This is a genomic window from Bdellovibrio sp. 22V, from assembly GCF_030169785.1.
Classification (GTDB): Bacteria; Bdellovibrionota; Bdellovibrionia; order Bdellovibrionales; family Bdellovibrionaceae; genus Bdellovibrio.
On the sequence record NZ_CP125854.1, the window covers coordinates 850877 to 872292 of the forward strand.

The following is a 21416-nucleotide window of genomic DNA, read 5'->3' on the forward strand; positions in this document are numbered from 1 at the left end:
CGTCATCGTTTTGGGAGGGGCGATGGGCTTGAGCTACTGATTAAGCAGCCAAGCTCTTTGATTTCTTTGGATCTTTTTTCGCGCCCGGCTTTTTTGCCGTGCTTGTTGCATTTCTGTCGAAAGCGACTGCGAAGACTTCGTCGAGGTTTTCAGCCAAGATGAAGTTGATCTTGTCTTTGAAGACTTTAGGGATATCAGCAAGATCCTTTTGGCAAGCCAATGGGATAATGATGTTTGTAATTCCCAAGTTCAAAGCAGCAAGACATTTTTCACGGATACCACCGACCGGAAGCACGCGACCCTGAAGAGTCACTTCACCTGTCATCGCGATATCGTGACGAACAGGAGTTCCCGTCATCAAACTCACAAGAGCTGTTGTGAGAGTGATACCAGCAGAAGGACCGTCTTTAGGGATCGCACCTGCAGGCAAGTGAACGTGGATGTCATATTTCTCGAAGAAATCCTCTGGGATGCCAAGCTCTTCCATGTGAGCACGAGCATAAGACATCGCAGCGTGAGCGGATTCTTTCATCACATCGCCAAGTTGACCTGTGAGAGAAAGATGACCTTTACCTTTCATTTTCAAAGCTTCGACAGTCAACACTTCACCACCAGCTTGTGTCCATGCAAGACCTTGCACAACACCTACTTGTGAGTCAGCGATCTTGTCGTCGCGTTGGAAGCGTGGAGGACCCAAGAGTTCTGGAACTGTTGTTGCGTTAATTTCAACAAAGTTTGTCTCTTCCATCACAACCATTTTAGCCACTTTACGACATACAGAACCTACTTCACGCTCAAGGTTACGAAGACCTGCTTCGCGTGTGTAGCCTGCGATAAGGTACTTGATACCTTCGTCAGTGAACTTGATGTTCTCTTCTGTGATACCGTTGGCTTCAATTTGTCTTCTGATCAAGTGTTTCTTCGTGATCAAAAGTTTGTCGTTCTCTGTGTAACCAGGGATGTTCAAGATTTCCATACGATCGCGAAGAGCCGGCGGAATATTTTCCAACACGTTCGCTGTCGCAATGAACAACACATTTGAAAGATCGAAGTCGACGTTCAAGTAGTTGTCACGGAAAGTTGAATTCTGTTCTGGATCCAAAACCTCAAGCATTGCTGCCGAAGGATCGCCGCGGAAATCAGAACCCAATTTATCGATCTCATCGAGAACGATAACAGGATTGTTTGTTTTCGCTTGGCGAAGAGCTTGGATGATCTTACCTGGCATCGCACCTACATAAGTGCGGCGGTGACCACGGATCTCAGCTTCATCTTTCACACCACCAAGAGCGATACGGAAGTATTCACGACCCATGGCTCTTGCGATAGATTTACCAAGAGAAGTTTTACCTACGCCTGGAGGGCCGCCGAAGCAGAGGATGGGCCCTTTAAGATTTGGTTTCAATTTTCTAACAGCCAAGAACTCCATCACGCGATCTTTAGCTTTTTCAAGCTCGTAGTGATCTTCATCAAGAATCTCTTTGGCTCTCTTAAGATCGATATGATCTTCAGATTTTTTACTCCAAGGAAGATCCGCCATCCAATCAAGGTATGTACGAACCATTGTCGCTTCGGAAGCATCTGGATGCATACGCTCCAAACGGCCCAACTGTTTCAAAGCTTCTGCTTCAACATTTGCAGGCATTCCGGCGTTAACAAGCTTCTCACGCAATTCATCCATCTCTTCAGATTTAGAATCGCCTTCGCCAAGCTCATTCTTTATAGCTTTCATTTGCTCACGCAAGAAGTACTCGCGTTGAGACTTAGACATATCTTCTTTACCGCCAGCGCGACCTTTTTGTTGAGTCTGCATAACTTCAAGTTCTGCAGCCAAGATCTCGTTAACAAGTTTCAATCTTTCTGTCGCGTCTGAAGTCTCAAGAACTTTTTGAGCGTCTTGGACTTTGATACCCAAGTTCGAAGCGATCAAGTCAGCGATACGGCCTGGATCAGAAACATCATCCAACACCAACAAGATGTCTGGAGAAAGAGGGCGACCCAAAGCGATGATGCGCTCGATGTGCTCTTTTGCAGTTCTGATCAAAGCTTCATTCTCAACAACAGTTTTCTGTGTTGGGATCTCTTCGATCTTTTCAACGGCTACTTCGAAAGAAGGAGCTGTCTTCGTGAAATTCTTTACGCGGCCTTTTGCAACACCTTGAATAAGGATTTTAACACGGCCGTCAGAAAGTTTTCTCATTCTCATGATCATCGCCACAGTACCCACTGTGTAGATGTTGTCAGGAGTTGGGTTTTCCTCAGTGATATCTTTTTGTGAAGCCAAGAAGATAAGGCGATTTTTTGCTAAAGCTTCTTCGACTGAGCGGATGGAAGCATCGCGACCTACAAACAATGGAATAATCATGTAGGGGAAAACTACGATATCTCTCACAGGTAGCATTGGAAGTGTCTGTGGGATTTCTAGAACTTTATCGTCAAAACTCATACCGCTCCTCCGCGTGATGCGGGAATTGTTGATTTCTCGTATGAGTCTTCTCGGCTTGGGACGATTTTTGCTAAATGCAGTTTCAGAACTAATTTAAAAAATTGGACTGACATCCATGTCAGCGGACCTCGTCCAATGAGTTAAATTAGAAATTACTGGAAAAGATTAGAATGGCTCTCTTGTTCTTCCATGCATTCAATACAAAGGGCTGTGAACGGTCTTGCTTGAAGACGGCGAGCTCCGATGATTTCTCCGCAGGCTTCGCACTGGCCATAGGTCCCGTCTGCGATTTTGCTAAGAGCGCGTTCGATCGCATAAAGAGCTGTGCGATCTCTTTCATGAAGATGGATAGACATGTTGTTGGAGATATCTTGAGAAGCAGCCTCTGCTTCGTCAGCGACATTCGCGATGCTGGATTGTTCAGCTTTGAATTCGTGTGTCTTATTGAGGATCGCGCTCTTTTGGAAAAGCAGCGACTCTCGCAAGTTTTTCAAATCTGTTTCTGTCAGTTCGGTTACGTTCATCTCACCCCCCGATATGATGATCCTGGCCGAAATTGGATTCCTTATTACGGGGGATTGAGAGAGTGTCACTAAAAAAGCAGCGCGTGATTATTTAGCGAGCAAACCTACGACTAACTGCTTCTCGAAGTTCTGCGCCTTCTATACTGAGGCGTGTCCAAGGAACGGCAAGCAGTCTTTCAGTTTCGATAGGTTCTTCCGTCTCTTCACAGATTCCAAAAGTTCCTTGCTCGATGCGTGCTAAAGCCATTTCAATTTCGACAAGTTGATTTCTCATACGCTCTTGAGAGACCAAGAAGGAGTGTTCCGCGATGTGAGCCACGGATTGATCCGCTTCGTCACCACCTTTTTCCACATTCGCGAGTTCGCGTTGGGCTGTTCTGGAGCGATTCAAAACATCCTGCTTGGTGATGAGAAGTTTTCTTCTGCATTCCATTAATAAATTTTCAGAAATATGGCTCTTCATAACAACCCCCTTCTATAGACTTGAGCGACTCTGTGTCAGCTCGTGTTCCTTAGACTGGACACCCAAAAGAGGGGGTTAATTTTTTGTCATTAAATTATTTTATGGGAGCTATTTATGAGCCTTAAACGGGATAACCTCACCTTTATCCACAGTTAAAGCGGAAACGGGGCGTTCAATCTCCCTTTCGGCATTCATATTGAGCAGCCCCAAAGAGCCCGGAAACTTGTTTAAAGACGTCAGGCGCTGCGTAAGTTCTTCGCGGGAAGACGCTCCCGAAGCGATGAGCTGGCGCAAAATAAGGCCTGAATCGTAGGCTTGGATTTCAATCAAGGAAGGCTCTTCGTTGTAAATATTTTTGTATTCACTGATGAAACGCGATCTATCGTGCGCTGTCGGAGACATACTATCTACGAAAAGCAGACTGTTAGCGAAATTGCCGGCGCGACGAGCGACGTCTTTTGTATTCCACAAATTCGTGCCAAGCAGTCTCACACCTTTCACGTCGTTATAAGAAAGCATCGCGGAAATTTGTCCCATCGCTTTTACACTGTCGGGAATATAGATCGCATCGAAATCCGTAATAGGAGGAAGAACTGTTTCCAAATTGGACTGACGGACGGAGCGCTTTTTATCCGTCTGTTTTAACTCTTTAAGGCGAACTGCGAACTCGTCCTGGCGAGCTTCACCAAAATAAGTTCCGACAAGACGTTGAATCACCAGACGGAAATCAGTTTCTTTTGTAGAGTAAACTTGCACAGCCGTGATTTGCCCGCCGCGCGCCAAAACTTCATCCCAGAAGATGTTTGTAAATTCGACGCCATAAGGATCGTTTGGATAAAGAATGGCGAACTTTCGCATGCCCATGTCTTCCATCGCTGTACGAACCAAAGCGCGCACTTGCATTCCGCTTGTTAAAGAATTTCTGAAGACATTCGGGCCGATCTCTGTAAGGCCAGAGCGTTGTGAGAGCGCAAGCGAAGGCACGCCGAGCTCGTCCGATTTTGCCGCGACGGCTGGAGCTGTTTTACTAAGAAGACTTCCCACAATGGCAATGACATTGTCTTCTTTCACAAGTCTTTCAACACCACGACGAGCAGAATCAGGATTTCCTTCACTGTCCATCACGGCTAAATTAAATCCCGAACCTGGAATATGAAGACCTAGGCCCATTTCAAGTCCGCGCAAAGCTCTTTGTCCAACCGGAGCATTCTTGCCGCTCAAGGGCAGGATCACGCCGACAGTTTGTGATTGCACTGCTTTTGAAGACTCTAACTGCTGAATGATTTCTTGTGCGCGCAAAGCGAGATCCGTGCCCGGCACAAAATCCATTACGCCTGAAAAATATTTTTTGGCATCGGAAGTGTCTTTACGATCCAAAGCCATTTCGCCTAAACGATACATGGCGTGGGCACGCAAGTATCCAAAGTCGGAATCATCGGCGACTTCTTCAAGCTGTTCATCGTTAAGTTTGTTTTCGACGATGTCGATCGCGCGAAGACGATAGGCCTCTTGATCTTGCTTCGGAGCCTGAACGGATTGCGTGACCAAAGCTTTCAGATAAACCATCGCATCGTCGGTTTTCTGTGCGGCCTCTGGAAGCTTCAATGTTTCTGTTTCAATTTTCTCGGGTTTGCTCGGAGTCATTCCGCCGATGGCTTTGGGTTGTTTTTGCGATGCCGTCGGTGGTCTGAATGGCGGGCGTTTTCTTGTTGCGACAGTTGTACAAGAGACTAAAAGGCAAGCGCCCAGCAAAAGTGAAAATCCCGATTTCATTTTCTGTTCCTCATAAGTTGAGACACTTTATCTTGGAAAGCTTTCACTAAAGGTGTTGTCTCTGCAGATTTCGAAAGCTCTTCAATCAATTCTTTTTGTCGTGAAGACAAGTGGTGAGGCGTATCGACAACCACTTTAACTAACATGTCTCCCGATCCGAAACCGCCCAGTTTCGGAAAACCTTTGCCTTTAAGACGGAAGGTCTGGCCGGAGTGAGTTCCCGGCGGAATACGAATCATCGCTTTTCCAGTGAGAGTCGGCACTTCGATGTTTGTTCCCAGGATGGCATCCGTATACATAATCGGAAGATCCAAAGTGACATCGTTTTCGTTTCTCTTAAAGAGAGGATGATCTTGAATATTGATGATAACGTAAAGATCGCCGGCGGAGCCTGCTCCCGATGTGGAGTCGCCTTCGCCCGCAAGTTTCAATCGTTGGCCTTCTTTAACTCCGGCAGGAACATTCACCGAAAGCTTTGCGGATTCTTCTTTACCGCTGCGTTGGCGCATGAAGCTGATAACTTTTTCTGTACCCAGAGCGGATTCTTCGAAAGAGATATTCAAAGTATAGCGAAGGTCCGTGCCTTTCGCTTGTTGGCGACGGCCGCCGCGTGCGCCCGCAGCACCTGGACCACCGCGAGCACCGAAAATTTCACTAAACACATCGCCGAAAATATCTTGGAAGGGATCACCGCCTTGGCCGTGACCAGCACCGCCTGCTCCTCCACCAAAACCACCGAATCCGCCAGCACCGCCAAAAGGACCACCAGCTCCACCGAAGCCTTGAGAACCCGCATGTCCAAATTGATCGTACATGTCGCGTTTTTTCTGATCGCTCAAAACATCGTAGGCTTCGCTGATTTCTTTGAATTTTTCTTCTGCCTTTTTATCACCGGGATTCTTGTCCGGGTGAAACTGCATCGCCAATTTGCGATAGGCTTTCTTGATCTCTTCCGCGGAAGCAGATCTTGAAACACCTAAAATGGAGTAGAAGTCCTTCTTAGCCAATCGGCACCCTCTTATTCAGGTTTCTTCGCAACTACGACTTGGCCTGTGCGAATAACTTTATCGTGAAGTTTATATGGCTTCTTAAATACGCGAGCAATGTGCCCTGGCGCCACTTGATCGGTGGCTTCACTGCTGAGGGCTTCATGAACTGCGGGGTCAAACGGAGCCCCTTGAGATGGAACCTCTTGAACAGAGTGACGTTGCAATAGACCTCTTAATTCCTGAGCCGTCATTTCAATCCCTTGTTTAAAAGAGTTGAAATTTTCCGCTGTGACGTTGAACTGCAAAGCGCGTTCGAAATTATCAACAACATCCAAAAGATCGCGAATAAAACGCTCACCGCCGTATTTCAACAAATCGGCACGTTCTTTAATGGCGTTTCTTTTATAATTCTCAAATTCCGCGCGAAGATAAAGATAGTCGTTCTTAAATTTTTCAGCTTGCTCTTGCAGCTTTTGAATTTCAGAAGTGGCTTCAAGATTTTCGGCCTTGGGTGTGTTTGAATTTTGAGAGTTGTTTTCCTCTGACATGACACGTCCTTTCGCAATACTTAAGATTGTGTATTCATTTGGGAATGTCAATGTGCGGAGAGCGAATGAAAAGGACCTGGACTAGGGGTAAAGATCCTCAGCAAAAAAGGTCAATTCTTGAAATACACGGTTGCTGATGACAAGGCCTTCACGAGTTAAAGACCAATGCCCGTCGTCATGTTGAACCCATGCTTTTTTCTGCAGACCCGTTAAAAGAAATTTCACTTTTTCCACAACGTAATCGGGAAATTTTGCGGCAAGTTTTTCGTCGCTGAGACCGCGCATTAAACGCATCGAAGTATGACAAAAGTCTGTAAGAGCTTGGTGCATCTCTAAAACTTCAAACTGCCCAACGGGGAGGTGTTTCTGCGGAGAAGAAAACTCCTGGCTGTCGAATGCAAGGATCTGTTTTTGGTATTCGCCAATGGAATTGAGATTCCAATAACGCGTTCCCCAAGGCGACTCTTTTGAATAGGAATGTGCGCTAAGTCCCAAGCTCCAATAAGGCTCATCCACCCAATACAACAGATTATGTCGTGACTCATATCCGGGAATGGCAAAATTCGAGATTTCGTATTGCTGAAAACCTTTTTTTGTCAGTTCATCCGCAATGATGTCGAACATTTCAACTTGCTCGTCATCCACCGGCCGCCCTTTTGACAACGGATGACCATCAGGCACTGTCAGACAGTAAGGGCTGATATGTTTGGCGCCCTGTTCGATCGCGATTTTCACATCGTTCTTCAGTCCTTCAACAGTTTGTGAAGGCAGCGCAAAAAGAATATCGAAACTGAAATTAAGATTGTGAGCTCGCAAAAGGTCGAGCGTCTCGAGAGTTTGTTTCGCAGAATGCTCGCGATGAACCATCTTCAAAAGTTTGTCATCAAAGGTTTGAGCGCCCACACTGAAACGATTTACTCCGGCATCCAAATAGATTTTGAGTTTGTCTTCGTTGATTGTTGCCGGATTGATCTCAATTGTGATTTCCGTGTCAGGTCCAGTTGTATATCCGTATCTACCCAGCTCTTTGATAATCGATACAATGAGAGGAGCGGGTATCAGACTCGGAGTTCCGCCACCGAAATAAAGCGTGTCGAGTTTTTGAGGTGTGTAATAGCGGTGCTTCTGACGAATTTCTTTAAACAGCAATTCGACGTACTGATCCGGCGGCAAAATTTTACTTTGCTCATAAGTCGCGAAGTCACAGTAAGTGCAGCGCTGGATACAATAAGGAATATGAACGTAGACGCCAAATGCCATGGGAGTTATCTAGAGTATGTCTAAAAAATTTCAACTAAAAAACGGTCTGAAAGTCCTTTTCTTAGAAAGTCACAAATCCCCGGTGGTTTCAGTGCAAATGTGGGTGAAGACAGGCTCGGCTGATGAAAAAAAGGGAGAAGAGGGCATTTCTCACTTTATTGAGCATTTGGTTTTTAAAGGCACACGCAAGTATGGCGTCGGCGAAATCGCCGCGACAGTAGAAGGTTCCGGCGGGGAGCTGAATGCTTACACTTCTTTTGACCAAACGGTCTTTTACGTCACGATTTCCAAACAATTCACCAATGTCGCTTTAGACGTCATTAGCGAAATGATGGGCTTTCCGACGTTTGACCCGCAGGAAATCGACAACGAGCGGGAAGTCGTTATTGAAGAAATTAAGAGAGGCCAAGACAGTCCCGGCCGTCGCGCCAGCCAGCTTCTTTTCACGAACGTTTTCAAAAAACACCCTTATGGCCGTCCCGTCATCGGTTATGACAAGGTCGTGCGCAAAGTTTCTGTTAAAAAAATCCGCGAGTATTATCAAAGCCGTTACGTTCCTTCGAACATGTTCCTGGTTATTGCGGGCGACTTTGAATCCAAGGAAATGAAAAAGAAGGTCGAAGAAATGTTCGGCTCCTTCGAACCTTTCAAACTTCGTAAGGTGTCACGCGGAAAGGAACCTGCACAAAAAGGCATCCGCATTAAAGTCGAACAAGCTAAGTTCGAGCAAACGACTGGTTATCTGACATGGAGAATTCCTTCAGTTAAAAATAAAGACATTGCCGCCCTTGAAGTTCTTTCCGCGATTCTGGGACAGGGCGATTCATCGCGCCTTATGCAAAGCTTGCGTATCCGTGAACCCCTGACAAACTCTGTGGGCTCGTTCAGCTACTCTATGCAGGATGACGGCTTGTTCGCGATTTCTTTTAATTTGGAAAAAGAAAATCTGGCGCGCGCTTTAGCGACGATGATTCCGGAAATCACGCGCTTGATTGAAGAGCCTCCGACAGCGGCGGAAATGCAGAAAGCTATTACGAACTTCGCGAGCCATGAAGTTTATTCCATGGAGACTGTGGATAACATTGCGAGAAAAGCCGGAAGCAATGAATTCTATTACGGCGATCACGATTTCTATCGCAAGTACATGAAGCAGGTTTATACATTGAAGCCTGAAGATATCCAAAAAGTGGCAAAAAAGTATTTCAAAGCCGATGCTTTCGGTTTGTCTTTAATGACAAACATGGAAAAGAAAGAGGCGGAAAAAATCCTTAAGTCTTTTGCCAAGGATTTGAATAAGACTTTGGCGCGCACAAAAATCTCGAAGCGAAAAGAAAAATTCGTTGCCAAAAAATTCAATATTAATGCAGAAGCGGTGAAGCATACTCCGGAAACGCAAAGAATCGTTCTTTCTTCCGGCGCGACGCTTTTGATTCGCGAACAAAAAGACACTCCTTATGTCGCGATGAAAGCGGCTTTCTTGGGGGGCGTTCGCGTTGAAAAGGAAAATCAGAACGGTTTGACCGAGCTGTTCTCTCGCAACTGGCTGTCCGGATCTAAAAAGTTCAGTGAAGACGACATCAACCTTCGTGTGGATGAACTAGCAGCGGGCATTGGGGCTTTTGGCGGAAGAAACTCCGCGGGACTTTCCATGGACTACTTGTCGCCGTTTGAAGATCGCATGCTTGAGGTGTACGCTGATTCGCTTTTGAATCCGCAATTCCCCGAACAGATTCTTGAGCGTGAAAAAGTCGTGATTAAGAACCAAATCAAGTCGCGCAACGATAATCCTGCGCAAATCTGTGTTCTTAACTTCATGAAGGAAATCTTTAGGGGTCATCCTTACTCGCGCGACCTCATTGGAAGTGAAGAGTCGATCAACGCGATCACCAGCCAAGATCTAAAAGATTATTACAAGAAAATCGCGCACGCTAAGAATGTAACTTTCTCGGTTGTCGGCGATGTGGATACGAAGAAGTGGGTGAAAACTCTTGAAGAGATCACGAAAGAGCTTCCTAAGGGTGAAAAGATCACCAACAGCTTCGCCGTCGAGCCTTTGCAGCAAGATAAAAAGCTTTTCACAGAGCTTAAAAAAGAACAAACCCACATTATCGTAGGTTATCCAGGCCTGACGCTAAAAGATCCAAACAGATTCACTCTGGAAATCATTCAATCTATTTTGAGTGGTCAAGGTGGTCGTCTGTTCCTGGAGCTCCGTGATAAAAACTCCCTCGCTTATTCCGTGTCGCCAATGCACATGGAAGGCTTGGAGTGTGGATATTTTGGTGGATATATCGGTTGTTCGCCAGAGAAGTCCGAAAAAGCGATTCAAATGCTGAAAGCTGAATTCCAAAAACTTGCGGAAACGAAAATCAGCGCAGAAGAACTAACGAGAGCGCAACGTTATTTGATCGGTCGTCACGACATCGAATTACAAAGAAAGAGCACGATTGGAAATGCGATTCTTTTTGATGATATCTATGGTTTGGATTATCGCGAAAGCCTGGATGTGGCCGATAAATATTTCGCCGTAACGCCTGAAGATGTTCAAAAGATGGCGCAAAGAATTTTCTCGCAGCCAACGATTGTGAGTCTTGTGGGGCCTTCTGACGTGAAATTATAGCTCACGTCGGAAGTCTTCAATCAGCTGTTCGTTCATTCTTTTAATATCTTTGAAACCATTAGTTCCTATATCTGCCGGATCCTTAGCGAAGGATTCGGAAAGATTCTTTTCAAGAATTTGAAATACCTTCAGCGGCAACTCTTTTCGATAGTTTTCGCTTTTAATTTTGTTCTTTGTAAGGTTCCATAACTCCCATCGTGCCGGCAGGAATGCATAATAAATATCTCCGAAAAGTCCCGTGAAAAGAGGATGCTCTTTTTCCCATGTCTTTCTGTTAAGGTGATGCCGTCCATCGGTGAAATCGCGAAGACCGATAAGACTTGAGCTATGCTCTTTGAGTTTTTCAGATTTATCGATAAGAACATCGCGAACGGCGTGGGGATCTTTGGTCGCCACCAAAGCTATGACATCCGCGAAAAGTTCATGATGCGCGCCGCGGATGCTCCAGTAGCCGCGAAGTGATTTCACTTGGTCGCCGAGACTTTTTGCCTCCAGCGCCTTATCAATAGCTTGTGTCTGAAGAAGCGCCTTTTTCTCTTTATTAAAGGTGACTGAATGTCTGTAAGCCAGGCTCTTGGCCTCTTCCACAGCTTTTTCCACACGGGTCTCAAGAGTCAAAGCCTCCTGACGGATGCTTTTGTAACTCTCAAGATCCTTCATCAGGTTCTTTTCAAAAATAGCGTGACCGTATTCATGTGCCAGGGTGGTGAGACTGGACTTCGGATGAATCTTGCCCATGCGGTCTGGTCGCAGACCCACGTAGATGTTGAAGTCTTCGGCATTGAAACTCGACAAGCGAAATGCGGTGCCCACTTGGACGTTTGTTTCTTTGGGAATGGCCAGAGGTGCGATAAGGCGTTCAATCTCGGTTAAAGTTTTTGCGTAGGACTCGGCCTGTGCGCCGTGACCGGCAGTGGCGTGAACCTCAATTCTTCCGTTCAAAGCGAAAGTTGAAGTAAATAGCGAAGAACACTGACTTTGCGCAAAGGAAAGCGATGAACAAAAACTGCTCACTAGTGACAATACAATAGCCGTCTTAAGTGGCTTTACCACGCGCTCTCCTTCTTTGAGATATGTCACAGATAAGTGTTACAAAAGATGTGCCCTAGAACTGTTTCAATGTGAGACAAAGGCCTAGAAACCAAAAAACAACTAACCGAAGTGGCCTTCGTTTTTGTTAAACTTAGAGTATGAGGGAAAAGCCGTCGACAACGTCAGTTGAGCTTTTTGTAAGTCCAGAGGGATACTTCCAAGAGATGGTCCAAAAGGGCCTCAGTCAAAGGAAGATTCAAACTTATCCGGTGGTGGAAAACTACCTGGTGAACCTTCTTCAATATTATCTTGATGCGCGCAATTTATTTGAAAGTGAATACGCTAATGAAAGTGGACAGAAGAATCCACAAACGTTGGCAGAGACTTTCTTAATCGCCCAAAGCGCGGAGCTTTCTACCAGAATCGAGATGCTGCGCAAATTAGGGGATCGCACTCTGTATATCAGCGGCTTTTTCGGCGACTCACTGTCGCGCAAAATAGTTGATATTGATTACTATGCTGATATTGGCGGAGCGGCCTATGCGTCGCTGGCTCATTGCACACGCGAAGATACTTTGGCCAAAGTCTATTCGACTTTCGCACAAAATTTTTTGGATTTCGTGGACGTACTCACGTATATCAGCCATCACTCGTTTATCAAAAGCGACGAGAGCATCCTGAGGCTCTACGACCGCTATATGCGAACGGGGTCTGAGCTTGCTCGTGAAAAACTGGTGGAAATGGGAGTTTTGACTCTTCCTCAAGACCAAGTAAAGCTTGGCAAGCAAGGCTGATTCCTCTATGCTGACGCCATGTTCGGCTTAGGCATGTCAGAAATCATTTTCCTCGGAGTTCTCGCCCTGATTATTATCGGGCCGAAGGAATTGCCAGAGTTGGCGCGCACATTGGGTCGCTTTATTAACGAACTCAAGCGCAGCACCAACGTTCTTGGTGAGGAATTGAAACAACAAGCACGCATTGATCGCATTAATTTCAACGAGCCGTTCCCGCGTCAGCAGGAACTTGTTGAAGAACAGCAACCTCAAAAAGAGGACGCTTCCGTTGTTCCCGAACAAATGGAACTGTCGGAGCAAAAGCCGGCTGCTGAAGAAAAACCGGAAGATCAAAAACCCTCATGAATCGCGAAGAACTCGACTCCAAAGCTCAGTCCCTCTATGAACACTTAGCGGAACTCCGCAAAAGACTTATCAACTGCGTTTTTATTTTGATTATTGCCACAGGCATTTGTTACGGCTTCAGCGAAAAGATTTTCAATTTTGTCAGAGCACCGATTTCACCTTACCTTCCTGGTGGAGGATTGATCTATACGGGCCCCCTCGACAAATTCATCGCGCATTTAAAACTCGCGTTTGTCTGCGGTATTCTTCTGTCTTGTCCGTTCTGGCTCTATCAAGTTTGGAAGTTTATTGCTCCGGGCCTTTATGCGAAAGAGCGCAAATACACGATGGGCTTTATTATCTCGGGAACGGGATTATTTCTTTTAGGCGCGGCTTTTTCTTACTGGGTTGCGCTTCCGATGGCCTTCGAATTTCTTATGACCTTTGGTGGTGACGTCGATAAGCCAATGATCTCGATTGATCAGTACATGGGCTTTTTCACGCAAATGTGTCTGATGTTTGGCGTGGCCTTTGAGTTGCCGCTTATCATTGTGCTTTTGGGCATGTTTGGTATCGTCAGCCAGGAGTTCTTAAGAAAGAACCGTCGCTATGCGGTTATGACTATTGCGGTGATCGCGGCGATTATTACTCCACCGGATCTTCTTAGCATGGTAATGATGCTCGCTCCGATGTGGATCCTCTTCGAAGCGGCCGTGATTATTGTCGGCATTTTTGAAAACAAAAGAGAAGTCCAAGCTCGTGTTAATGAACGCGAATAGTGCCAATTTGCCCCTCTGCGAACGTCCATAAATTTATGACGGAACGTCGCGGAAGCTGACAAGCCCTTTGAGGTAAGGTGTGCTTAATCAGGGGGGAATTTCTTATGTCTATGTTAATCGGTATTCTTATGATGATGGGCCTTGCCCACGCAGAAGGCCCACAAACATGTCCCGACATTTACGAGCGTCGTGAAGGAACAAAAATTCAACAGATCTGGTCGGATGCCTCGTACTCTTGTTTTTTTACGGTAACACCACAAGATGCGTACGTTGATTTGGAATATCGCGATCATCTTTTCGCATCGAACGGGCTTTTTATGGTTTTCAACTCGTTCGGACCTGGTGATGAATCTAAGACGACCGGGGCCCGTGAGTTCTTTATGTTTCCACGTCCTAATGACAGATATTCTTACAAGTGGAACGATGAAGCCAATGAATTAGAGGTTGTTCACGTAACAGGCGACACTTTCGTTTTCGATATTAAAAAAGCACGATTAAAAAGTGTCACGCGCGCGAATGTGACCGTTGCCGATTATGTTGTACCAAGCAATCGTGGTGGCATTGAAATTTCCAACTACCAGGGAATTCTTTTGGATAGTGGCTTCACATTGGGAAGATCTCCCACTAGCAATGCGAATGCTTATTCCACATTCAAAGACTTCAATGGTAAGACATGCCGAATGAAGAACAGTGAACTTTTCAAGTACACAAGCGACGGCGAAATCATTTTCAAGTACTCAGACAAATCGCTGAAAGCACTTTTAAACTCTCGCTGCCCGCAACTCTCACTTCCATAACATCAGCTTCCGGAAAAGGTGCCAGGTCTTGTTTTTTGTCGCTTCCTAGCACCTTTTTTATTGGCAGAACTTTTTTGTAAAGTCGATCCATTCGGGATGGTCGGTAATCAGCCCATCCACACCCCACTCAACAAGTTTCAAAGCTTCTTCGGGATAATTTACAGTCCAAGGAATCACGCGAATGCCGTTACTGTGAAAACTTGCCAGCATTGCGGGAGAGACTTGGCCATAGTGGGGCGTAATAAGCTCCACGTTCAGGTCTTTAGCGATTTGTAGCGCGTTCTTTGCGTCACCGAAAAGGGGAGAAAGCCGAATAGAAGGCCTTTTCTTGCGCACGACTTTCAGAATTTCCACATCGAATGATTGCACCATCACTTGTCCGGGATTGACTTGCGTTTGATCTAAAACTTCCAGCAAGCGATCGACGTAAAAATCACGGGAAGGATAATACTGCGGTTGTGTGGGGTTGTATTTGATTTCGATATTCAAACCGAGCGGAAGACCGCGGCTGGTTTTACGATTCTTTAAGCTTTTGATAACTTCAGTTAAAGTCGAAATTTTTTCGCCGGGAACAGGTGTGCCCGTTTTAACTTTGCTGCCGCAATCATAAGACTTGATCTCTTGAACAGTCATATTGCGATAGTAAACCCGTTGCGGAAGTGATTTTCCGTGGGCATCAAGACACTCGTCTTTCATAAAAACATCGTGTGCAACGACGAGTTGATTGTCCTTACTGACTTGAAGATCCATTTCGATAAAATCAGCACCCTGTTCGACACCGCGGTGAAACGCAGAAAGCATGTTCTCCGGGCGATCCCAAGCACCGCGATGAGAGTGAATTTCCATGCGCGAAATATTCTGACAAAGCAGGGGAGCCGAAGAGGGTTGTCTTTGGGGAGTTGGTGAAGTCGAAGCGCAGCCAATGGAAAAAATCAGAATAAAAAAGCTTCCGAGAATTTGTGCCGACATAATAAGTCCCCCGTCTTTATTTTTCATCAATCCGAGGAATTTGTCGATACGGCGAATGCTTAGGGCTGGTTACAAAAAGAAAAAGGGGCTGTTTCCAGCCCCTTTTAATTAAGGTTCTTCAAACTTGATAAGAACAGCTCCGGATTCCACGGAGTCACCCTGTTTTACTTTCACTTCTTTGATCTTTACATCGCGAGCGGCGCGCATTTCGTTTTCCATTTTCATCGCTTCCATAATAAGAAGCGGCTTATTGGCTTTTACGATTTCGCCTTCTTTTGCAAAGATCTCGATGATCTTACCAGGCATGCCGGCTTTGAGTTCTTGATCGCCGCCGAATCCGCCACCTTTTTTCAACGATTCATGCAACAGCATTTCGTCGTTGAATACTTTGATCGTACGGAAGGAGTTACGCGTGAAAACTGTGTACTCAGTGTCTTGTCCGATCACGTCGATCAGATAAGATTTTCCGTCGAAAAGGAAGCTGATGTATTGCTCTGCTTGTTTGTAATCGTTTTTTGAAATGTCGTAGTGAACCCACTCTTTTCCTTCTTCTTGCAAAGAAAGTTTCCAAGCGGACTTTTGTTCCGTCACATCGACTTTATACTTTTTACCTTTGAGTTCTGCTTCAAAGTACATGCTTACGTCCTCAATTGAAGTTTGCGGCCCACACGCTTCCAAGTGGAAGTGAGATTGAGCTGGCGAACATCTTTAGATTTGCGATCGTTATAAGCCGTGATAGCGGCTGCGATAAGGAATACAGGATCTTCAACTTCTTTGAAGAGTTGCGGTTCGATAACCTCAAAGTTCTTCTCGATAAATTGAGTCGTGTAAGATCCGTCGCGGAATTTTGCGTGATCCAAGATCGTTTTATGAAGAACGATATTAGTTTTAATTCCTGTTAATACGAATTCAGACAGCGCACGTTGCATTCTATCAATAGCTTCTTCGCGCGTTTCACCCCAAGTGATCAACTTAGCGATCATAGGATCGTAATAGATAGGTACTTCGTAACCAGGATAAGCGTAAGAGTCCACACGCATAAAGGGTCCCTGTGGGTGGCGGCAAGCGCGGATCACACCAGGGTGTGGTTTGTATGTGATTGGATCTTCGGCGCAGATACGAGCTTCGATAGCATGACCTTTTTGTTTGATGTCTTCTTGTTTGAAAGACAAAGGTTTGCCGGCGGCGACGTAGATTTGCTCTTTCACCAAGTCGTAACCAGTAACAATCTCAGTGATCGGATGTTCTACCTGAAGACGCGTGTTCATCTCCATGAAGTAGAAATCTTTAGTTGCGTTGTCGAAGATAAACTCAATTGTTCCCGCACCAACGTAATTGATCTGTTTAGCTGCGCGAACTGCCGCTTCACCCATGCGCAAGCGAACGTCTTGCGGAACAGATGGGGACGGACATTCCTCGATGATCTTTTGGTGACGACGTTGTACGGAGCATTCACGCTCAAACAAGTGAACATGGTTGCCGTGTTTATCGCCGAACACTTGGATCTCGATGTGTTTCGGGTCGTTGACGAATTTTTCAATATAGACAGTCGGATCTGCGAAGTAGTTCTGACCTTCAGAGCGACAAGCACGGAAAGCACTTTCAAGCTCGTCCATCTTGCGAACAACACGCATCCCTTTACCACCACCGCCTGCAGAAGCTTTGATGATAACTGGAAGACCGATTTTTTCAGCGATCGCTTGAGCCTGCTCAACAGTGTCAACGCCACCATCAGAACCAGGAACAGTCGGAACGCCGGCTTTTTTCATCAAAGCTTTTGCCGAAAGTTTATCGCCCATGGATTCGATGTTTGCCACAGTCGGACCGATGAATGTGATGCCAGCTTCTTCAAGAGCTTTTGCAAACGTCGTGTTTTCAGAGAGGAAGCCATAGCCAGGGTGAACAGCGTCCACGCCTGCTTGTTTAGCGACTTCGATAATCTTTTTATAATTCAAATAACTCTCTTTAGAAGGAGAAGGCCCGATATGATAAGCCTCGTCCGCCAAAAAGACATGAAGACTGTCGCGATCCGCGTCCGAGAAAACCGCTACAGACGCAATACCCAACTCACGGCAAGCGCGAGTGATACGAATGGCGATCTCTCCACGGTTGGCGATCAGGATTTTTTTAAATAATGCCATAATCTTTCCTTAATCCAGTTCCGAAACACTTCTTAAAGAGGAATGTTTCCGTGTTTCTTCGCTGGAGTGATATCGCGTTTATGTTTAAGCATTTCCAAAGAATCAATGATGCGCTTACGAGTCATCGCAGGCTCAATCACTTCATCCGTGTAGCCAAGTTCAGCAGATACGTATGGATTGCTGAATTTCGCTTCGTACTCTGCTGTTAAACGAGCTTTTTCCGCAGCAGGATCTTTCGCTTTCGAAATTTCTTCGCGGCTGATGATGCTCACGGCACCTTCAGCGCCCATCACCGCGATTTCCGCAGACGGGTAAGCCAAGTTGACGTCAGAGCGAAGAAGTTTAGATCCCATCACGATATAAGCACCACCGTACGCCTTACGTGTGATCACAGTGATTTTTGGAACTGTTGCTTCCGCATAAGCGTAAAGAAGTTTCGCACCGTGAGTGATGATGCCGTTCCACTCTTGATCTTTACCAGGCAAGAAACCAGGAACGTCGACGAAAGAAACGATAGGAATGTTGAAGGCATCACAGAAACGGATGAAGCGCGCCGCTTTACGAGATGCTTCGATGTTCAAGCAGCCTGCCAAAACATTCGGTTGGTTTGCAACGATACCAACAGGACGACCGTTGAAACGTGCAAAACCTACAATGATGTTTTGAGCAAAGTGTTTGTGAACCTCCAAGAAGTAACCTTCGTCCACGCACTCCGTGATAACTGAAAGCATGTCGTAAGGTTTCTTAGGATTTTCAGGGATCAATGTGTTCAGCGTTTCCGTCACGCGATCAGGACGATCATTTGTCGGAAGCACAGGAGCATCATCCAAATTGTTTGAAGGAAGGAAGTTCATCAACTCGCGGATCAAAAGCAAGCAGTGCTTGTCGTCTTCCGCAGCGAAGTGCGCGACACCTGATTTTGCAGAGTGAGTTGTTGCTCCACCCAGTTCTTCTTTGGTCACTTCTTCATGAGTCACGGTTTTAATAACATCTGGACCTGTGACAAACATGTAGCTTGTGTTCTTAACCATGAACACGAAGTCCGTGATTGACGGAGAGTAAACTGCACCACCCGCGCATGGCCCCATGATCGCCGTGATTTGCGGGATCAAGCCGGAAGACATTGTGTTGCGAGTGAAAATGTCAGCGTAACCGCCAAGCGATTCAATTCCTTCTTGAATACGCGCTCCACCAGAGTCGTTGATAGAGATAAAGGGCGCTCCGTTCTTCATCGCAAGATCCATCACTTTGCAAATCTTGTTCGCTTGTGTGCGAGACATCGATCCGCCAATAACCGTAAAGTCTTGGGAAGAAAGATAGATGAGTTTTCCGTTGATACGACCGTAACCAGTGACAACACCGTCACCTGGAACAACGTTTTTATCCATGCCGAAGTTTGTACAGCGATGTGTGACGAAGCGATCCATTTCAACAAAGCTTCCTGGATCGACAAGAACGTCAATACGCTCACGAGCAGTCAAACGACCGCCTTGTTTATGTTTAGCAAGACGGGCAGCGCCGCCACCGTTCATCGCGGCTTCATTTCTTTTTTCGAGATCTGCCAATCGTGCTTGAATGCCAGATGGAATTTCAGTGCTCATTTAGGGTTCCTTTGTTCTAAAAAACAAGGAACCAATCTATCACGAGGTCCTTAAGAATCACTGAAAAACAGAGACGCGCCGCCTACTATTTATGCCGCGCGCAAATCGAGCTATGTTATTGAATTTATGGAACTAACTGCTGCAGAGCCTCAAGAGCCTTTTCGACGTTAATGCGTCCTCGAGTATTTACTTTAAATTCATGGCCTGTCGACACATCCACGGACTGCAAAAGTGCTGATTTAATTTGCAGGGCTGTGGCGCTCGGTTTGGCACTCCAAAGAAGGGCTGCCGCACCACTGACGAACGGAGCCGCCATACTCGTTCCATCCATATAAGCCGTTGTGTTGCCAGGAACAGTACTCAAAATTCTTTCACCCGGAGCGGCGACATGCACAGTTTGAAATCCACTGTTAGACCATGAGGTCATGAAGTCACTGACGGAAGAAGCCGCCACAGTGATTTGCGATGAAAGATTAAATGAAGCGGGGAACTCGGGATAAACATCGACATCACGGCCGTCATTACCTGCGGCAACGATGACAAGAATTCCTTTATTCTGTAATTCGATAAAGGCATTACGAAGAGAAGCCACGCAAGGCGCTCCACCCCAGCTGGCATTGATAATTTTAGCTCCACGACTTGCAGAGTATTGCAAAGCAAGAACAGCGTCGCCCAAAGATCCACCGCCATCATTAGCAATGAATTGCGCAGGAATAATTAATGAACGAGGAGCGACACCTTCAATCGAGCCATAACGATTGTCGGCAGCAATGATTCCCGCAACGTGCGAACCGTGCGCGCTGACGTTTGGATTTGAACTTGGAATCGAAACGAAGCTCGCGCCATAGTAATCGTCAATCACCCCGTTGCCGTCATCATCGCGACCGTTATTAGGAACTTCAGCCGTATTCACAGCAATGCGCGGAGCAAGCTGCGGGTGAGTGTAATCGACGTAGGCATCAACCACCGCAACTTTGATGTTTTGTCCGTAAATACCTTTAGACCACAAACTGCGCGCACCGATTTTATCTTGCCCCCAGCTATCGCCAAAGGCCGTTGCTTGAACCGTTTGCGGTTTTTCCAGCTGAAGGTCGCGGTCAAATTCTACAAAACGAATTTTTTCAAGATTAGGTTCTACGAAATTTTTCGTAAAAGCTTCCGCATTCTCAGCAGTCTCTACCGTGAATTTTCCGTCTTCCCATTGGACGATGAATTTATTTTGAATTGCCTGACCCATGCAGGCGCTAGAGTCCAATGCCCCATTTTCCGGAAACACCGAACTAGTCGACTTTTTGTTGCTACAAGATGCGAGTACGAAGATGCAAGCAACCGCCGAGAGAAACTTTTGAACATCCATGTTCACTCCCTGTGCGGGCCTTACTGGTCCCATCAATAGGACTCAGACTGCAGGCCCGGCCGGTTAGCTCTTCGGTCATTATATGTCTTAATTTGAGGCTAGAAGCGTTTAAACTAGACCTGGACCCTCGGATTTAAAGGAAAGCCCAGTCGTAAAAATTACGAGAATCAGAATGAAATTTAGATTTGGCCAATAAATTCTTTAAGAAAAGAGATGAACTGAATTTCCACTCGCTTTGCAGTCTCCGTGACTTCATCGTGTGAAAGTTTTTGCGCCGAAATTCCTGCTGCCAAATTCGTGATACAGCTAAGAGCCGCCACGCGCAGACCCAAGTGATTGGCTGCGATTGTTTCAGGAACTGTACTCATGCCCACGGCTTTTCCGCCAATGAGTTTCAAGTAACGAACTTCTGCCGGAGTTTCATAAGTAGGACCACTCACGCCACAGTACACGCCTTTATGATAGCGAGTTCCTTGTTTTTGTAGAACCTGCTCCATAAGAGAGATCAAGCGCTTATCGTAAGCTTCAGTCATGTCAGGGAAGCGAGGGCCGAGTTCTTTGATATTCGGTCCCATCAGCGGGTTTGTGCCCATAAGATTAATATGATCTTCGATGATCATAAAATCACCGGCTTGCATGTTCTCACCAAAACCGCCCGCGGAGTTTGTCAGAACCAATGTCTCTACACCCAGCATCGCCAAAGTTCTTGTCGGGAACACAACACTTTCCATGCTGTGCCCTTCATAATAGTGATTGCGACCTTGAAGAATCACAATCGATTGACCGTTGATCTTACCGAAAATCAAATTTCCGGAATGACCTTCCACTGTCGGTGGAGAAAAGTGGGGAATATCTTTGTAAGGAAGAGTGGTTTCAATTTCCACATCTTTCACAAAAGCGCCAAGGCCCGAACCCAAGACGACGCCGATCTTCGGTTTCGCCGAAGTTTTTGTTCGAATATAGGTAACAGTTTCTTGAAGCTTATTGAGTACCAAAATA

Annotated in this window: 19 protein-coding genes; 5 read left to right on the plus strand and 14 right to left on the minus strand. The window is 46.1% G+C overall.

Annotated elements, in window-relative coordinates; all coding sequences use genetic code 11:
• Nucleotides 1-40 precede the first annotated feature (40 nt).
• The 7 genes from lon to hemW form a co-directional block, all read right to left on the minus strand.
• Nucleotides 41-2446 (minus strand): endopeptidase La, encoded by a 2406-nt coding sequence (gene lon / locus QJS83_RS04090; protein ID WP_284607830.1) that lies wholly within the window; start codon nt 2444-2446, stop codon nt 41-43.
• Nucleotides 2447-2598: 152 nt separating this feature from the next.
• Complete coding sequence (locus QJS83_RS04095) at nt 2599-2970, minus strand: TraR/DksA family transcriptional regulator (RefSeq protein ID WP_284607831.1); 372 nt, start codon at nt 2968-2970, stop codon at nt 2599-2601.
• Nucleotides 2971-3061: 91 nt separating this feature from the next.
• On the minus strand, nt 3062-3433 hold the full coding sequence (locus QJS83_RS04100; protein WP_284607832.1) for a TraR/DksA family transcriptional regulator: 372 nt from the start codon (nt 3431-3433) through the stop codon (nt 3062-3064).
• 108 nt (nt 3434-3541) lie between these two features.
• Nucleotides 3542-5206 (minus strand): penicillin-binding protein activator, encoded by a 1665-nt coding sequence (locus tag QJS83_RS04105; RefSeq protein WP_284607833.1) that lies wholly within the window; start codon nt 5204-5206, stop codon nt 3542-3544.
• A complete protein-coding gene (locus QJS83_RS04110) occupies nt 5203-6213 on the minus strand; it encodes a DnaJ C-terminal domain-containing protein (protein ID WP_284607834.1) in 1011 nt (336 codons plus the stop codon). Before QJS83_RS04110 ends, QJS83_RS04105 begins: the two co-directional genes overlap by 4 nt.
• An 11-nt stretch (nt 6214-6224) precedes the next feature.
• Nucleotides 6225-6743 (minus strand): nucleotide exchange factor GrpE, encoded by a 519-nt coding sequence (grpE, locus tag QJS83_RS04115; protein ID WP_284607835.1) that lies wholly within the window; start codon nt 6741-6743, stop codon nt 6225-6227.
• Nucleotides 6744-6824: 81 nt separating this feature from the next.
• Complete coding sequence (hemW, locus tag QJS83_RS04120) at nt 6825-8003, minus strand: radical SAM family heme chaperone HemW (protein WP_284607836.1); 1179 nt, start codon at nt 8001-8003, stop codon at nt 6825-6827.
• A gap of 16 nt (nt 8004-8019) precedes the next feature.
• Between hemW and QJS83_RS04125 the strand changes: the two genes are divergently transcribed.
• A complete protein-coding gene (locus QJS83_RS04125; RefSeq protein ID WP_284607837.1) occupies nt 8020-10623 on the plus strand; it encodes a M16 family metallopeptidase in 2604 nt (867 codons plus the stop codon).
• Here QJS83_RS04125 and QJS83_RS04130 read toward each other — a convergent pair.
• Complete coding sequence (locus QJS83_RS04130; RefSeq protein ID WP_284607838.1) at nt 10618-11676, minus strand: hypothetical protein; 1059 nt, start codon at nt 11674-11676, stop codon at nt 10618-10620. The two genes, QJS83_RS04125 and QJS83_RS04130, sit on opposite strands and share 6 nt — an antisense overlap.
• Nucleotides 11677-11813: 137 nt before the next feature.
• Here QJS83_RS04130 and QJS83_RS04135 point away from each other — a divergent pair, with 137 nt between their 5' ends.
• From QJS83_RS04135 to QJS83_RS04150, 4 genes are all read left to right on the plus strand, one after another.
• The gene (locus QJS83_RS04135) at nt 11814-12449 is read left to right on the plus strand and encodes a hypothetical protein (RefSeq protein WP_284607839.1); all 636 of its coding nucleotides are present in this window, start codon (nt 11814-11816) and stop codon (nt 12447-12449) included.
• A gap of 18 nt (nt 12450-12467) precedes the next feature.
• Nucleotides 12468-12794: a Sec-independent protein translocase subunit TatA/TatB gene (locus tag QJS83_RS04140; protein WP_284607840.1), complete on the plus strand. Its 327-nt coding sequence runs from the start codon at nt 12468-12470 to the stop codon at nt 12792-12794.
• Entirely contained in the window at nt 12791-13552 is a 762-nt protein-coding gene (gene tatC, locus QJS83_RS04145; RefSeq protein WP_284607841.1) for a twin-arginine translocase subunit TatC, read from the plus strand. Before QJS83_RS04140 ends, tatC begins: the two co-directional genes overlap by 4 nt.
• A 104-nt stretch (nt 13553-13656) precedes the next feature.
• Complete coding sequence (locus tag QJS83_RS04150) at nt 13657-14349, plus strand: hypothetical protein (RefSeq protein ID WP_284607842.1); 693 nt, start codon at nt 13657-13659, stop codon at nt 14347-14349.
• 57 nt (nt 14350-14406) lie between these two features.
• Here the strand turns inward: QJS83_RS04150 and QJS83_RS04155 are convergent, their stop codons facing one another.
• The 6 genes from QJS83_RS04155 to QJS83_RS04180 all read right to left on the minus strand — a co-directional run bounded on the left by QJS83_RS04155 (nt 14407) and on the right by QJS83_RS04180 (nt 21412).
• Nucleotides 14407-15318, minus strand: coding sequence for a glycerophosphodiester phosphodiesterase family protein (locus QJS83_RS04155; RefSeq protein ID WP_284607843.1), 912 nt, complete (start codon nt 15316-15318; stop codon nt 14407-14409).
• 108 nt (nt 15319-15426) lie between these two features.
• Nucleotides 15427-15954, minus strand: a complete 528-nt coding sequence (locus tag QJS83_RS04160) for an acyl-CoA carboxylase biotin carboxyl carrier protein subunit (RefSeq protein WP_284607844.1) — start codon at nt 15952-15954, stop codon at nt 15427-15429.
• 2 nt (nt 15955-15956) lie between these two features.
• Nucleotides 15957-17459, minus strand: a complete 1503-nt coding sequence (accC, locus tag QJS83_RS04165) for an acetyl-CoA carboxylase biotin carboxylase subunit (protein ID WP_284607845.1) — start codon at nt 17457-17459, stop codon at nt 15957-15959.
• 32 nt (nt 17460-17491) lie between these two features.
• A complete protein-coding gene (locus tag QJS83_RS04170) occupies nt 17492-19060 on the minus strand; it encodes an acyl-CoA carboxylase subunit beta (RefSeq protein WP_284607846.1) in 1569 nt (522 codons plus the stop codon).
• A 124-nt stretch (nt 19061-19184) separates the two neighbouring features.
• Nucleotides 19185-20297, minus strand: coding sequence for a S8 family peptidase (locus QJS83_RS04175; RefSeq protein WP_284607847.1), 1113 nt, complete (start codon nt 20295-20297; stop codon nt 19185-19187).
• Between the two features lie 299 nt (nt 20298-20596).
• On the minus strand, nt 20597-21412 hold the full coding sequence (locus tag QJS83_RS04180; protein WP_284607848.1) for a purine-nucleoside phosphorylase: 816 nt from the start codon (nt 21410-21412) through the stop codon (nt 20597-20599).
• Nucleotides 21413-21416: the final 4 nt, after the last annotated feature.